Origin of the sequence: Dickeya sp. ws52 (assembly GCF_007210685.1) — a bacterium.
In the GTDB taxonomy this organism is placed as follows: Bacteria; Pseudomonadota; Gammaproteobacteria; order Enterobacterales; family Enterobacteriaceae; genus Dickeya; species Dickeya chrysanthemi.
This window is the reverse complement of record NZ_SZVX01000017.1, coordinates 19,047-34,211: the sequence shown is the minus strand read 5'-3', so window position 1 is coordinate 34,211 and position 15,165 is coordinate 19,047. Positions and strand designations below refer to the sequence as shown.

General features: G+C 55.1%; 13 protein-coding genes and 1 other RNA gene. 7 read left to right on the top strand and 7 right to left on the bottom strand.

All coding sequences use genetic code 11. The features are described from left to right. Nucleotides 1-34 precede the first annotated feature (34 nt). From arcB to FDP13_RS16000, 4 genes are all read left to right on the top strand, one after another. A complete protein-coding gene (gene arcB / locus FDP13_RS16015; protein WP_033577553.1) occupies nucleotides 35-2,374 on the top strand; it encodes an aerobic respiration two-component sensor histidine kinase ArcB in 2,340 nt (779 codons plus the stop codon). 236 nt (nucleotides 2,375-2,610) lie between these two features. Then, entirely contained in the window at nucleotides 2,611-3,264 is a 654-nt protein-coding gene (gene elbB, locus FDP13_RS16010) for an isoprenoid biosynthesis glyoxalase ElbB (protein WP_143839892.1), read from the top strand. After that, nucleotides 3,261-4,010, top strand: a complete 750-nt coding sequence (gene mtgA, locus FDP13_RS16005) for a monofunctional biosynthetic peptidoglycan transglycosylase (RefSeq protein WP_143839891.1) — start codon at nucleotides 3,261-3,263, stop codon at nucleotides 4,008-4,010. The genes elbB and mtgA overlap by 4 nt, the downstream gene beginning before the upstream one ends. Nucleotides 4,011-4,104: 94 nt before the next feature. Beyond that, nucleotides 4,105-5,409: an alginate lyase family protein gene (locus tag FDP13_RS16000; RefSeq protein WP_143839890.1), complete on the top strand. Its 1,305-nt coding sequence runs from the start codon at nucleotides 4,105-4,107 to the stop codon at nucleotides 5,407-5,409. Between the two features lie 132 nt (nucleotides 5,410-5,541). On the opposite strand, the gene dolP is transcribed toward FDP13_RS16000, so the two are convergent. From dolP to FDP13_RS15980, 4 genes are read right to left on the bottom strand one after another with little or no spacing between them, the layout of a single operon-like run. Next, the gene (dolP, locus tag FDP13_RS15995) at nucleotides 5,542-6,117 is read right to left on the bottom strand and encodes a division/outer membrane stress-associated lipid-binding lipoprotein (protein WP_015848094.1); all 576 of its coding nucleotides are present in this window, start codon (nucleotides 6,115-6,117) and stop codon (nucleotides 5,542-5,544) included. Nucleotides 6,118-6,127: 10 nt separating this feature from the next. Continuing rightward, a complete protein-coding gene (gene diaA, locus FDP13_RS15990; RefSeq protein ID WP_015848093.1) occupies nucleotides 6,128-6,718 on the bottom strand; it encodes a DnaA initiator-associating protein DiaA in 591 nt (196 codons plus the stop codon). Between the two features lie 37 nt (nucleotides 6,719-6,755). Then, entirely contained in the window at nucleotides 6,756-7,112 is a 357-nt protein-coding gene (locus FDP13_RS15985; protein WP_197062331.1) for a YraN family protein, read from the bottom strand. Beyond that, a complete protein-coding gene (locus FDP13_RS15980) occupies nucleotides 7,109-9,157 on the bottom strand; it encodes a penicillin-binding protein activator (RefSeq protein ID WP_143839889.1) in 2,049 nt (682 codons plus the stop codon). Before FDP13_RS15980 ends, FDP13_RS15985 begins: the two co-directional genes overlap by 4 nt. A gap of 59 nt (nucleotides 9,158-9,216) precedes the next feature. Between FDP13_RS15980 and rsmI the strand changes: the two genes are divergently transcribed. The 3 genes from rsmI to ygiD all read left to right on the top strand — a co-directional run bounded on the left by rsmI (nucleotide 9,217) and on the right by ygiD (nucleotide 11,472). Continuing rightward, nucleotides 9,217-10,104, top strand: a complete 888-nt coding sequence (gene rsmI / locus FDP13_RS15975; protein WP_015848090.1) for a 16S rRNA (cytidine(1402)-2'-O)-methyltransferase — start codon at nucleotides 9,217-9,219, stop codon at nucleotides 10,102-10,104. 25 nt (nucleotides 10,105-10,129) lie between these two features. Continuing rightward, nucleotides 10,130-10,508, top strand: an RNA gene (gene rnpB, locus FDP13_RS15970) — RNase P RNA component class A. Nucleotides 10,509-10,683: 175 nt separating this feature from the next. After that, complete coding sequence (gene ygiD / locus FDP13_RS15965; RefSeq protein ID WP_143839888.1) at nucleotides 10,684-11,472, top strand: 4,5-DOPA dioxygenase extradiol; 789 nt, start codon at nucleotides 10,684-10,686, stop codon at nucleotides 11,470-11,472. Nucleotides 11,473-11,541: 69 nt separating this feature from the next. Here ygiD and FDP13_RS15960 read toward each other — a convergent pair whose 3' ends face one another. The 3 genes from FDP13_RS15960 to tolC form a co-directional block, all read right to left on the bottom strand. Next, a complete protein-coding gene (locus tag FDP13_RS15960) occupies nucleotides 11,542-12,702 on the bottom strand; it encodes a glutathionylspermidine synthase family protein (protein WP_143839887.1) in 1,161 nt (386 codons plus the stop codon). Between the two features lie 11 nt (nucleotides 12,703-12,713). Continuing rightward, nucleotides 12,714-13,490 (bottom strand): DUF1190 family protein, encoded by a 777-nt coding sequence (locus FDP13_RS15955; protein ID WP_143839886.1) that lies wholly within the window; start codon nucleotides 13,488-13,490, stop codon nucleotides 12,714-12,716. A 189-nt stretch (nucleotides 13,491-13,679) separates the two neighbouring features. Next, nucleotides 13,680-15,092, bottom strand: a complete 1,413-nt coding sequence (gene tolC, locus FDP13_RS15950; protein ID WP_033577562.1) for an outer membrane channel protein TolC — start codon at nucleotides 15,090-15,092, stop codon at nucleotides 13,680-13,682. Between the last annotated feature and the right edge of the window lie 73 nt (nucleotides 15,093-15,165).

The following is a 15,165-nucleotide window of genomic DNA, read 5'->3' as shown; positions in this document are numbered from 1 at the left end:
ATGATTTGCGGGTTGACGACTAAGGAACACTGTTATGAGGCAAATCAGGCTGTTGGCGCAGTACTACGTTGATTTAATGGTCAAACTGGGGCTGGTTCGTTTTTCCCTGCTATTGGCGTCGGCGCTGGTCTTGTTGGCGCTGGTGGTGCAGATGGCGGTGACGCTGTTGCTCAGCGGCAAGGTGGAAAATATCGACGTAGTACGTTCTATCTTCTTCGGGCTACTGATCACGCCTTGGGCGGTTTACTTCCTGTCCGTGGTGGTGGAACAACTCGAAGAGTCGCGGCAGCGGCTGTCCCGGTTGGTGGCTAAGCTGGAGGAGATGCGTCAGCGCGACCAGGAACTAAACGAACAGCTACAAGGCAATATTGGCCAACTGAATCAGGAAATCAGCGATCGCATCAAGGCGGAAGAAGCCCGATTACTGATGGTTTCGAAACTGCGCGAAGAAATGGCGCGCCGCGAACAGGCACAAGTTGAGCTGGAACAGCAATCGGCCTTGTTGCGTTCTTTTCTCGATGCTTCGCCGGATCTGGTCTACTACCGCAATGAAAATAAAGAGTTTTCCGGCTGCAACCGGGCAATGGAACTATTGATCGGCAAAAGCCAGAAGCAATTGATCGGCCTGACGCCGAAAGATGTTTACTCACCTGAGATTGCCGAAAAAGTCATGGAAACGGATGAGAAAGTGTTTCGTCACAACGTTTCGTTGACCTATGAACAGTGGCTGGTTTATCCGGATGGTCGCAAAGCCTGTTTTGAACTGCGCAAAGTGCCGTTTTACGACCGGATGGGTAAACGACATGGGCTGATGGGGTTTGGACGCGATATTACCGAGCGTAAGCGCTACCAGGACGCGTTGGAGAATGCCAGCAGGGAAAAGACTACCTTCATCTCTACTATCAGCCACGAGCTTCGTACGCCGCTTAATGGCATTGTCGGTCTGAGCCGCATCCTGCTCGATACGCATCTGGACGCCGAACAACAGAAATACCTGAAAACCATTCACGTCAGCGCCATTACGCTCGGCAATATTTTTAACGACATCATCGAAATGGACAAACAGGAGCGACGTAAGGTTCAACTGGACAATCAACCGGTGGACTTCGTCGGTTTTGTGGTGGACCTGGAGAATCTGGGCGGATTGCTGGCTCAGCCTAAGGGACTACAGCTTGAGATGGAGCTTCATCAGCCATTGCCGAAGACCATTATCACCGATGGCACCCGCCTTCGTCAGATTCTGTGGAACCTGCTGAGCAATGCGGTGAAATTTACCTGTGAAGGCCGTGTGGTCGTGCGTGTGTGGCATGAACAGGGCGATCGACTGCGTTTTGAGGTGGAAGATTCCGGCATGGGGATCCCGGCTGATGAACTGGAGAAAATTTTCTCTATGTATTATCAGGTCAAAGATCAACACGGCGGCAAACCAGCCACCGGCACCGGCATCGGGCTGGCGGTGTCTAAACGCCTGGCGCAGAGTATGGGCGGCGATATTCAGGTGAGTAGCCAACTGGGCAAAGGGTCTTGCTTTACGTTGACGGTGACGGCCCCTGTAGGGCTCATTGATGAGCCTGGCGAGGACGAGCAGGAAGAACTGCCGTTGCCGGCATTGCATGTGCTGTTGGTGGAGGATATCGAGCTGAACGTGGTGGTGGCGCGTTCGGTATTGGAAAAACTGGGCAGTAGTGTCGATGTGGCGATGACCGGGCAAGCGGCGCTGGATATGTTCGATCCGGATGAGTTCGATCTGGTGCTGCTGGACATCCAATTGCCGGATATGACGGGGCTTGATGTGGCGCGCCGTTTACGCGAGCGGTATGCCGGGCAGTCGATGCCGCCGTTGGTCGCCCTGACGGCGAATGTGCTCAAGGATAAAAAAGAGTATCTGGATGCCGGCATGGATGACGTATTGAGCAAACCGCTGGCGGTGCCGGCGCTGACCGCAGTCATTCAGCAATACTGGGATCATCATGCACAACCGGAACCGGACGTTGCCGTGGTGAATACTGAATCGCTGCAGGAGCGCATACTGGATACCCCGATGCTGGAGCAGTATCTGACGTTGGTTGGGCCAAAGCTGATTCATCAGAGCCTGGCGATGTTCGAGCAGATGATGCCGGGCTATCTGGCAATCCTGGATTCCAACATGACCGCCCGTGACCAGAAAGGCATCGCGGAGGAAGGGCATAAAATTAAAGGTGCGGCAGGTTCGGTTGGGCTCCGGCATTTGCAGCAGGTTGCGCAACAGATTCAGACGACGACGTTACCGGCATGGTGGGACAACGTACAGGAGTGGATTGACGAGTTGAAACACGACTGGCGGCAGGATGTGCAGGTATTGAAAGACTGGGTTTCAGAGGCTGAAAAAAAATGACCCCGACCGAAGCCGGGGTGCGCGAATTATGCGCCAACACCAGGGAAAGTGGTACACCTGCGTTCGCTCTCAGATGTCATTGGTACGCAAGCGTTTTTGAAATCCCATCATCTGGCAACACACACCATAGCAAATATGGCGCTGTTTGTTACAAGAATCATTAAAATGTGTGATGTAGATTAGTGTTTGTCAATCAAAAAATCAATTAGTTGATGTAATGAAATGAGGCATTAGTGATGAAAAAAGTGGGTGTCGTGCTCAGCGGGTGTGGAGTTTATGACGGTTCAGAGATTCACGAAGTTGTCTTGACTCTGCTTGCAATTGATCGTGCGGGTGCCGAGGCTGTCTGCTTTGCGCCGGACAAAGAGCAGCTACATGTCATTAATCACCTGAATGGTGAGGTTACCAGTGAGAAACGCAATGTTTTAGCGGAATCAGCGCGTATTACACGTGGAAAAATCCAACCGTTATCCCATGCTGATTCTCAACAGATTGATGCGCTGATTGTCCCCGGCGGATTTGGTGCAGCAAAAAATTTGAGTGATTTCGCCAGTCGGGGTGTTGACTGTGAGATTGATAACGAGCTGAAAATACTGGCACGCGAGATTCATAAGAAAAATAAACCAATCGGCTTTATTTGCATCGCTCCTGCTATGTTACCGAAACTACTTAATACCTCTGTGCAGCTTACAATTGGTAACGATGAGGGAACCGCAAAAGCGATAGAAGCGATGGGGGGCGTACACGTTATTTGCCCGGTAGATGACATTGTCGTTGACGTTGCGCACAAGGTTGTGACGACGCCGGCCTACATGCTGGCCAACTCGATTGGCGAAGCCGCTGTCGGCATTGAGAAACTGGTTGCGCGTGTTTTGGAACTGACTGAATGAGGTCAATCGGGCGTCTGGGAAAAGGGCTGTCAGGCGGTATGATTGCGTCTGTTCGACGTTGGATGTTGCGCATTATTTTTGGCGTGGTGGCGATGTGGCTGGTATCTCTCCTGCTATTTGCCTTTTTGCCTGTTCCCTTTTCTGCCGTGATGGTCGACAGGCAACTGAGCGCCTGGCTAAACGGCGATTTTTCCTATGTCGCGCATTCTGATTGGGTATCGATGGATGAGATTGCCGCAGTCGCGCCATTGGCGGTCATTGCGGCGGAAGATCAGAAATTCTCCCGGCATTGGGGGTTCGATTTCGATGCGATTTCCGCAGCGATCGCTCATAACGAACAGCACGAGAACCGAATTCGTGGTGCATCAACGCTATCGCAGCAGACGGTAAAAAACCTTTTATTGTGGGATGGCCGAAGTTGGTTGCGCAAAGGCCTTGAAGCCGGTTTAACCGCCGTAGTTGAACTGGTGTGGACCAAACGTCGTATTCTGACGGTTTATTTGAATATTGCTGAATTTGGCCCTGGTATTTTTGGTATTGAAGCGGCCTCGCGTCAGTTTTTCAATAAACCGGCGAGCCGCCTGACTGCTGCAGAGGCGGCGTTGTTGGCGGCGGTATTACCAAACCCTATCCGTTATCACGTCAGCAAACCTACCGGCTATGTTATGCGGCGTCAGCAATGGATTTTGCGCCAGATGGGGCAACTTGGCGGAGAAAGTTTCCTGAAAGTCAATCGACTCTATTAACAAACCTGATTGACGGAGGGGGATGCGCTACCCGATGGTTTCCATTTTTTTGGGGTCACATAGGAAATCATAATAGCCATAAGAGAGGTATATCATGCGGTATGGCATAGCTTTTCTGATGATGCTGTTGCTGTGGAGTATGGTGGCGTCGGCAGGCTTACCCGTCGTGCAAAACGACAATTCTGCTTATGTATTTTTGCAGGCGGACAAACTGACGCAGGTAAAACAGCAACTGCGCAACCAGACTGCCCCAGCGCAGATGCAACTCGCTTATCAGCAATTGTTACGGGCGGCGGATCAGGCCATGAAAAAACCTGACCTGTCGGTTACTCAAAAACTTTCAACACCGCCGGGAGGCAGCCGCCACGATTATTTCAGCCTGGCGGCATACTGGTGGCCGGACCCACGGCAGCAAGACGGCCTACCCTGGATTCGGCATGACGGCAAGGTAAACCCCGCAACCAAAGAGGAAGAGACGGATGCTATCCGGCTGGCGACGTTTACCGACCGGGTATCAGTGCTCACTTTGGCCTGGTATTTCTCGGAACGGCCCGAATATGCCGGTAAAGCCATTGCTATGATTCGCACCTGGTTTATGGCCCCCAGTACGCGTATGAACCCAAACCTGAATTATGCGCAGGCTATCCCCGGCAGAAATGGCGGGCGTGGAGCCGGCGTTCTCGACGGGCGATTTTTTGCCACGCGTCTTGTTGATGCGTTGCTTATGTTACAGCGGGCTCCAGGGTGGGGCGGGCAGGACGAGCAGCAGATGCGTCAATGGATGAGGGAATACCTGAGCTGGCTGCTGACCAGTCATAACGGCAGGCAGGAAGCGGCGGCGAAGAATAATCATGGTAGCTGGTATGCGGTGCAGGTAGCCGGTATCGCCGCTTATCTAGGCCAACCGGAAACGGTGAAGGCGATGATAGCGTTACAACGCCAGAAACTTGACCATCAACTGGCGTCTGATGGCTCTCAGCCGGAAGAGTTGGCGCGTACCCGATCGTTTCATTACAGCGGCTTCAATCTGCAAGCGGTTGCTCTGATGGCGATGGTCGCAGAGAAATATGGCGATAACTTATGGCAGTATCGGACGCCTCAGGGGGCGAGCCTATTATCGGCACTGGATTTCATGGCTCTCTATCTGGATGAATCACGGCCCTGGCCGTATAAAGCGATGACACAAGGGAGCCGGGATAGCAGCCCGTTAATACCATTGATGCTGCAAGCCGAGCAAGCCATAGGCGTTTCACGTTATCAGGCTGCTATTCGACAGGCGGGTTTTACGCCGTTGCTGACGGGAGCGGCGTCAGGGCAGGCCGATGTTGATATCCGTGTTGACGCACGGCGTAGCATTTGGCTGTTATCGCCGCCGGTCAGTGGAGCAGCACCGAAGTGATGAACAATCCATGAGCTATACCGCACCTGAAGTATGACGGAGGTGTGATTAAAAGCGTGTCATCGGGAGAAATCGTGCCGTGGGTGGATGTGGCGGCCAATCAATCATGGCCGCCATGAAAAGCAGGATCAATTAATCAAGATAGACGAAGGCGGTCGTCACGTGTTTGACCCCCCCCACCTTGCTGGCGATCTGGGCTGCTGATGTCGCTTCCCGACGGGTGACCAGGCCCAACAGGAAGACTTCGCCGCTTTCGGTGGTTACTTTCACGTTAGATGATTTTACCGTATCGCTAGCCAGCAACTGAGAACGCACTTTGGTGGTTATCCAGGTATCCATTGAGGCGGTACCCAGTGAGATGGGCGTACCTTTGCGAATCTCGTTGTAAACTTCGGTGGTGCCTTCAACGCCCATCGCAATCTGTTTGGCCCGGTTTGCCAGCTCCGTTGAAGGAGATTGGCCGGTCAGCAGGACTTTACCCTGATAGGCGGTTACGGAGATCCGCGCTTCTTTGGTTAACTGCGTGTCCTTACTCAGTGCGTTGGATACCCTAACCTCCAGCGTCCCGTCATCGACCTGAGTGCCGACTGTTCTTGGATCGGTCGCGGATTTGGTTGCCACTGCGGCGCTACCAATCGCGACGGCGCCAATACAACCCTGCAGCATCAGACAGGCAGACAGCACGGCAATGCAAGAGTAGATCCTCATGGGGTGCTCCTTAATCGTTCTGGTGTGGAAAAAGTGTGTTATCAATCAAATCGCACAAACAGTTGACGGTTAGCATATGCATTTCCTGAATACGGGCGCTGCGATGCGACGGGATGCGAATCTCCACATCCTGTTGGCCTAATAAGCCGGCCAGTTCACCACCATCGTAGCCGGTCAAGGCGACAATGGTCATATCCCGTGTAACGGCGGCTTCGACGGCTTTGACGATATCACGGCTGTTGCCGCGCGTGGATATCGCCAGCAATACATCGCCGGCCTGTCCCAGCGCCCGCACTTGCTTGGCATAGACTTCTTCATGCAAGCGATCATTGGCGATAGCGGTTAAGACCACATTATCGGCATTAAGTGCAATCGCAGGCAGACTAGGACGTTCGGTTTCAAAACGATTAATCATACTGGCGGCAAAATGCTGTGCGTTGGCGGCAGACGTACCGTTACCACAGCACAGGATTTTGTTGCCATTGAGCAGCGATTGCACCATTGCCAGAGCAGCGCGTGAAATGGCGTCAGGTAACGCTTCCGCCGCCGCAATCTGTGTTTGAATGCTTTCAGTGAAACAGACTTTAATTCTATCGAGCACGTTCTGTTAACCTGTTTTGAAGTTAAAAATCATGGCGTTAATCAGATTGTCCAAATGCATTGGGCAACCATTCCACCTGCGAGCCGGTTATGGCCAGTACGTCGAAACGACAATCCGTGGAATCAAGACTGGCGCCCTGACGGGCTAACCATACCGCCGCGGCATGTAGTAACGCGCGCTGCTTTTGCCGGGTGACGCTGGCTGCTGCGCCGCCAAAGTCGTGATTACGGCGGTAACGTACCTCAATAAATACCAAGATGTCGCCATCGCGCATTATCAGGTCCAGTTCACCTCCGCGAACCGTCACGTTGGATGCGACAAAAACCAGCCCGGCGCGTTCAAGATGGCGTCGGGCCAAGTTTTCGTAGCGATCGCCGGTGATGCGCCGATTCAGGAGGCCGGCACCAACTGTCCCTGGCGGAACTGCAGCCAGGTAAGTTTACGGTTGACGACGCAATCCGACGAGGCGCTGAGTATACCGGTTGCACCGGAGAGAGAACTTCCCGGTTGGTGCAATTGCGAAAAGTCGCTGGCCAGTTTCCAGGCATCCATCCCCATGGCGAACAGTCGAACCAGCGAATAGTCGTTGCGGAACTGGGTACTGACTTGCTGCATTAATGCCGGGCTGGCGCCGGTTAGTAATGGGATATCGCTAAACTGTAGTCCTTCCATTTCAAACCGGAAATCCGGCCCCAAACCTGCCTGATAACTGCGTGAGCTGGCGTAGAGCGCCGGGCGCGAGGCCCCCTTGTTGCGCATGTCGATCATGGGCTTGAGCAAGGCCAGTTCGTCTGGCGTTGCGATGATATAAATCGCATCCACGTTGCCGTCGCTGGTGACGGCCGCGATCGGCGGCGCTTGATTCGGTATGGTCAGGCCGCCAACCGTGGTCGAGGGCTGCGGCGCAGATGCCGCCGTGATAACCGGCTGACCATTTAACGGAATGCCCGCACCGCTGTTGATCGCTTGTTTCAGGTCATACATGCTGCCGGTGCGTTGTTGTAATACCACGCCGCCGGACTGTTGTTGCCAGGACTTAGCAAACGCCGCCACCACCCGGTCTCCCAGATTGCCGCGCGGCGCCAGAATCAGCGGGTGCTGTTTGCCCTGTTTGTGGATGAATTGTGCCGCGTCGGCCGCCTCATCTTCCGGCGATAGCGCGAAATAGCAGATATTCGGATTCGGCTGGATGTGCTCCGGTTGATTCAGCGCCAGCACATTCAGTGAAGGGTTAAGCCCCGGCAGCTGTTCCACCTCGTTTTTGAGCAGCGGCCCGACGATGGTGGTAGCGCCGTCTTTCTGCGCCTGAGCAATCACATTAGCCAGTGCCTGATTCGAGGTGTCATAGACTTTCACCGGAATCGTGCCGGCGGTCGCAGCCGTTAGCGCCGGCATAACGGTTGTTGCCGCTGCAGGCGTTGGCGAAACGGCGGATGGCGTGCTCGACGCAGGCGACGGCACGGCAGGCGCTCCCGGGGTAGCCGCCGCCGCGTTATTGGCTGCCTGCGCCAACTGGGCCGGTTGAGCCGGCATCGCCAGCGAAGCCTGGCCGCTTCTGGCGGCGCTAAACCCTTGCTGAATAGCATTGGCGAATGCTTGCGCCTGTCCGTTTAACGGCAACAGCAACGCGATGGCGTTACCGCCCGCCGCAGCGGTTTCTCCGGTAGTCGGAGCCGCCGCCGCAGGCGGAGTACCACCCAATTGCGATGGCAGTTGTTTAGCCGCCGGGTGGCGTGGGTAACGTTTCTTCCAGTCTTCTATGGCCGCTTGCAGATCGGAGGGAACCTGCGCTTTCGTCTGCCAGAGGTTCAGCAGATCCAGCCAGCCTTGCAGGGTATTTTCGTCGACGTTGATGACCATCGAGCTGAGATCCTGCTGATTAAGGCGGGTCAGCGCAGTCCAGGTTTGGTCGATATTCCGCTGGTGGGCATCCCCTTGCAGCAACGGTTCCAGCCCGATATAGGCACGGATCAACGTCAGCGAGGTGCGATCCTGCGCGGCTTTGATTTGTGCCTGGTAGTAGCGTTCCTGCTGTTGGGGCGACAGCGATTTCACGTCCAGTTGTGCCAGCATGGTGTTGGCGGCGTTCATGTCGTTCTGGGCGACCGCCAGTTCAGCGGTGAGCAGGCGTTGTTCCTGGCGCTGTTTGTCGCCAAGTTGGGACGGCAGCGTACCTAACTGGTTGCCGGCCTGAGGCAGTTTCCCCTCCTGAATCAAGGCATGAATCGCAAGTAATTGCCAGTCAGCCTTGCTATCATCACTACTTTGCTGCATCTGCTGCAGGTAGTAATCGGAGGATGCGCCGGCTTTGCCCTCTACGCGTTGCTGCGTTGCGGGACTTTGTGGGGCTTGGCTGGGGCAGCCAGCGAGAAACAGTGCCGCCAGCATGACAGGAACCAAGCGGCCTGCATGGGTACGGACAGAATTTAACGGAAGCATACTGTATCCAGTGATGTTTTAACGATGCTCAATATTAAATCGGCAAACCGGATGAAACAATGAATCAAGACCAACAAGCTCAGATTTCCGCCTCCACGCTTTACATTGTTCCCACGCCCATCGGCAATCTGGCGGATATCACGCAGCGAGCGCTGACGGTGTTGCAACAGGTTGATCTTATTGCCGCAGAAGATACTCGTCATACCGGTTTATTGTTACAACATTTCGCGATTAATGCGCGCTTGTTCGCACTCCATGACCACAATGAGCAGCAAAAGGCGGAACAATTGCTGGCGCGATTGCAACAAGGCATGAGCATTGCGCTGGTGTCGGATGCCGGTACGCCGCTGATTAACGACCCCGGTTATCATCTGGTGCGTCGTTGCCGCGAAGCCGGCGTGCGCGTGGTGCCGCTGCCGGGGCCTTGTGCGGCGATTACGGCGTTGTCCGCCGCCGGCTTGCCGTCGGATCGCTTTTGCTATGAAGGGTTCCTGCCCGCCAAGACCAAAGCGCGCAAAGATACGCTGCGCGACCTGCTGGAAGAGCCGCGTACATTGATTTTCTATGAATCAACGCACCGATTGCTGGATAGCCTGCAGGATATGGTCGAGGTCTGGGGGCCGACGCGTTATGTGGTTCTGGCGCGGGAACTGACCAAAACCTGGGAGTCGTTGTACGGCGCGCCGGTAGCGGAACTGCTGGCCTGGGTACAACAGGATGAGAACCGTCGCAAAGGCGAAATGGTGCTGATTGTGGAAGGGCACCAGCCAGATGAAGAGGCGCTGTCTGCGGCGGCCTTGCGTACTCTGCACCTGTTGCGGGCGGAGTTGCCGCTGAAGAAAGCGGCGGCGCTGGCGGCGGAGATCCACGGCGTGAAAAAAAATGCGCTTTACCGCTACGTGCTGGAACAAGAAAACGGTGACGGTGAATCGGAAGATGACAAGTAGGACGATTTATCCTATCATCCGCGCCGAAGTTGACCAGACAGTCGCCGCTTCATTGCCGTCCTCCGTTAGGGGGAGACAGATGAAGGGGAGGAAAGTCCGGGCTCCATAGGGCAGGGTGCCAGGTAACGCCTGGGGGGGAAACCCACGACCAGTGCAACAGAGAGCAAACCGCCGATGGCCCGCGCAAGTGGGATCAGGTAAGGGTGAAAGGGTGCGGTAAGAGCGCACCGCGCGGCTGGTAACAGTCCGTGGCACGGTAAACTCCACCCGGAGCAAGGCCAAATAGGGGTTCACATGGTACGGCCCGTACTGAACCCGGGTAGGCTGCTTGAGCCAGCGCGCGAGCTCTGGCCTAGATGAATGACTGTCCACGACAGAACCCGGCTTATCGGTCAACTTCACTCTTTCAGAAGCCCCGCCGCTCGGCGGGGTTTTTTTATACCTTCCATCCAGCGGTATTGGGAAACGTCAAATTTATTGACAATCATCATCATGGGAATCCGACTGTATCGATAACTCGGTAGGGGTAAAGTAATCCCCATCGGTACTTATACCTACACGATTACTAAGGATACCTCTATGAGTTCTTCCCGGATGCCGGCACTGTTTCTGGGCCATGGTAGCCCCATGAATGCGCTGGATGAAAATGAATACACACAGGCCTGGCGTAAACTGGGCGAAACCCTGCCGCGCCCGAAAGCGATTGTCGCGGTATCCGCACATTGGTATACCCGCGGTACGGCGGTGACGGCGATGATCAAGCCGCGCACTATTCATGATTTCGGCGGTTTCCCCCAGGCATTATTTGATACCCAGTATCCTGCGCCTGGCGCACCAGACGTGGCTAAACGGGTGCAGGAGATACTGGCGCCGGTGTCGGTATATGCGGACCAACAGGAGTGGGGATTGGATCACGGCACCTGGGGGGTACTGATTAAGGTTTATCCGCAAGCGGATATTCCGATAGTACAGCTCAGCATTGACGGCACCAAACCGCCGGCTTATCACTATGAACTGGGCCGCAAACTGGCGGCGCTGCGGGATGAAGGCATTATGATCGTCGCCAGCGGCAACGTGGTACATAACCTGCGGATGATCAAGTGGAATGGCGATGGTTCTCCCTATAGCTGGGCGACGTCGTTCAACGATTTTGTCCGTAGTCATCTGGACTGGCGGGGCAATGCGGCGGAGCATCCGCTGGTGAACTTCATGCAGCATAATGATGCCGCGCTGTCTAATCCGACGCCGGATCATTTCCTGCCGCTGTTGTACGTATTGGGTAGCTGGAATGGTCAGGAGCCTGTTTCCACGCCGACGGACGGCATTGTGATGGGTTCGCTCAGCATGATGTCGGTGCAGGTGGGGTAAAATGGGCGATAGTCGGTAAAACTTATCGCCCGTCAGGGCGATAAGCATGATGACGGCCAGACGTGGACATTAATCCAGAATGATATGCGGATAGAAGCGGGACAAATCCTGAGTAATCAGTTCCCGGTCTTCCCGTAGCCCGATACCGCAAGGCGTGTCGCCCACCAGCCAACTACCGATCAGCGTATAGCTGTCGTTGAATCTGGGCAGCGGGTGGAATTGCTGTACGATGGCGCCTTCTTCACCGTAGGGGCCGTCCACCGCCGCTACCTGTTTACCTTGCCGATAAATCTGTATGTTGGCGCCTTCGCGGGAAAACAGCGGTTTAACCACGTAGTCGCTCATGGCCGGCGGGTTATCTTCGGTGAAGTAGGCCGGCAGCAGGTTGGGGTGGTTGGGGAACATCTGCCATAACAGCGGCAGTAATGCCTTGTTGGAGAGAACGCTTTTCCAGCCCGGCTCCAGCCAGCGCACCCCGGCGTCCGCCAGCTTGGTGGAGAAGGTTTCACGCAACATGAACTCCCACGGGTAGAGTTTGAACAGGTTGCCGATGGTGTTGTCCTGCAAGTCGGTGAATTGACCGCGGTCTCCCAGACCAATCTCGTCGATGTACAGGAACTGACTCGGAATGCCCGCTTCTTGCGCACAGTCTTGCAGATACTGAACCGTCCCGCGATCTTCTTGCGTATCACGACAGCAAGTGAAATGCATACGGCCGAAACCGTGATGGGTACGCAGATACTCAAAACGTTCGATCAGCTTTTCCTGCAGGCTATTGTACTGATCGGCATTCGGCGGCAAGTGGCCTGCCTGGATCTGATCTTCCAGCCAGATCCACTGAAAGAATGCCGACTCGTATAAAGAGGTTGGCGTATCGGCGTTATTTTCCAGTAATTTTGCCGGGTGCTTGCCGTCGTAAGCCAGATCCAGCCGCGCGTACAGCGCAGGCTGATGCGATAGCCAGGAACCGCGTACGAAATCCCAGGTGTGGCGGGGAATTCGGAATTTGGTCAGCAGCGCTTCGCTGTTGACCACTTTATCGACCACCTGCAGACACATCTGGTTCAGTTCGGCGGTAGTCTCTTCCAGCTCTTCAATTTGCGCCAGCGTAAACTGGTAACAAGCGTCTTCACACCAGTAGGGCTCGCCATACAGGGTGTGGAAGCTGAAGCCATATTCGGCCGCTTTTTCCCGCCAGTCCGGGCGTTCGTTAATCGCAATACGTTTCATAGCAGGCGACCTTATCCCCCAAAGGAGCGACGAACCGGCGTTTCACTGCTGGTTGAGCGGGAGCCGGTGCCGCTGGCGTAGCCACCACTGCTGCTGGTGGAACTGGTTGCGGCACGATCTTTATCCCGATTGTCGGTCATATTGGCCGCCGGCGTGCTATTGAGTTTATTCACCGTGTCGCCAAAACCGCCTCGGGTAGTGGTGATGCTGGATGGCTTAACGCTGGAGGTCGGTTTGGGCGTCAGCGTGTCTTTAGGAACGCTGATGTTCTGCCCGGTCGTAGCGCCGTAGCTTTTACCGCCGGCATCCACATAGCTGCCGCTAGCCGGATTATTGGGTGTATTCGGACGGAAGACCGGTTGCTGGGCAAAATTGTTGCCGCCCATCAGTTTCCCCATCATGAACCCAGCCATCAGCGGCATCCAAAAACTACCGCTTTGTTGCGGCGCTGCACTGGCCGTGGTACTTGAACCTGAACCTGAACCTGACCCTGACTGGGTGCACTGGCTTTCGCCGAATGCCGCCACGCACTCTTCACGAGTGGCGTATTTGGGCGCGGTTCTTTCCGCCTCTTTTAACGCGTTGTTATAAGTGGCGGCGCACTGATCTTTCATCGATGGATTGGCACGGGAACAATCGTCCGCATTCTGATAGAGCGAGACGGTTTCATCGGATTTTTCGCAGCCGGCGAGGATGAACACGGTACTGACCGCCAACGCCATGGGGGCAATGCGGTAACCCCAGCGTTTACGAAAACGAGCGTGGTTAATGTCTGATGTTCTTTTCATCGGTTAGTCCCAGGGGGAAAAGGGCATCATGCCCATCATGTTAATAATAAGTATGCAGGTATAAAGCGTGGTTAAGCATAGGAGAAGGGCGAGCGGCTTGTAAAGCGCCGACGTCTTGGGAAAACAAAACGCCGTTTAATTACCGCCGCCATAAAACAGGGGAACCGTGCGGGTTCCCCTGTAATACGACTAGGGCTTGGCCTTGGCGGGGGTTTTGGCCGTGACCGGGGTTGCGGCCGGCGCCGGCGCATCGTCGCCGATGGCGGCAGACGTAGAAACCGGTTTACCCAGCATGGCGTTCAGCGTACGCAGGTCGTCTTCATTCAACGTACCGAGCGCTTGCTTGAGGTTCAACTGGTTAATCAGATAGTCATAACGTGCGCCGGACAATTGCTGTTTGGCGTTGTACAGCGTGGTGGTAGCGTCCAGCACGTCAACGATGGTACGTGTCCCCACCTGATAACCGGCTTCCATCGCATCCAGCGAGCTCTGTGCGGAGACTACCGCCTGTTTGTAAGCGTTGACGCTACTGATGGAGGCGGAAATGTTGTTATGTGCGGAACGCAGCGTCTGGATCACCGAACGGTGCGCGCTTTCCATGTTCTCACTGGAAGCGACGAAGCTGTGCTGCGCCTGTTTCACTCTGGATGACGTGCCGCCGCCGCTGTAGATCGGTAACGAGAAGCTCAGACCGACCTGATTCTGGCCCACGTAGGTGTCGTTAAAATTGTTGCCGACCGCGTTGGAACCGGAATAGTTGGTGTTGGTGACGCCAGTGGATGCCGTCAGGTTCAGTGTCGGCAGATGGCCGCTTTCCGACGAGCGAATCTGCTCGCGAGCCAGATCCTGGCTCAGTCTGGCGGACAACAGGCTGAGGTTACGGTTTTCCGCTTCTTTCAGCAGGCTGTTCACCACGTCGGGTTTCTGCGGCGCGAAGCGGTCAATATTCAGTCCCGCCAGTTGCGGATAGAATTGACCGGTTACCTGGCGCAGGGTTTCCATGGCGTTATCCAGATTGTTGCGGGCGGTCACTTCGCTCGCCAGCACGTTGTCATACTGGGCACGCGCGTTCTGTACGTCGGTGATGGCAACCAAACCGACGTTGAAACGCTGAGTGGTTTGATCCAGTTCGCGGTAGATCGACTGTTTTTGTGCGCTAACGTAAGACAGCGAGTCGATCGCGCGCAGTACGTTGAAGTAGGCGGTTGCGGTGTTCAGCAGCAGCGTCTGCTGGGAGGTTTGATAGCTGACGTCCTGAATACCGGCCTGTTTTTCCTGCAGCGTCAAGGCACGCCACAGCGACATATTAAAGATTGACTGGGTGAGCTGCAGCGAAGCGCTGGTCGCATTGCTGTTAATGTCTTTGCGGTCGCGGTAGCCGCTGTTGTAGGTGTAGTCGGCGCCCAAACCCAGTTGAGGCAGCAAGGAAGAGCGCGCTTCATTAATTTTTTCGAAAGCCGCGTCTCGGGTGGCGGCGGCGCTGCGTAAATCCGGATTGGTCGTTTTAGCCTGCTGATAAACCTGTAGCAGGTCTTCGGCCTGACTGGCGGCAGTAAATCCACCCAGACTCAGGCTGATGAGAAGTGGGAGCAGTTTCTTCATTTGCATTCCTTGTTGTGCAGCAAAGTTTTTGGGTTGCGCCATCTGGAGACGATATACCTGCCGATTCTATCAG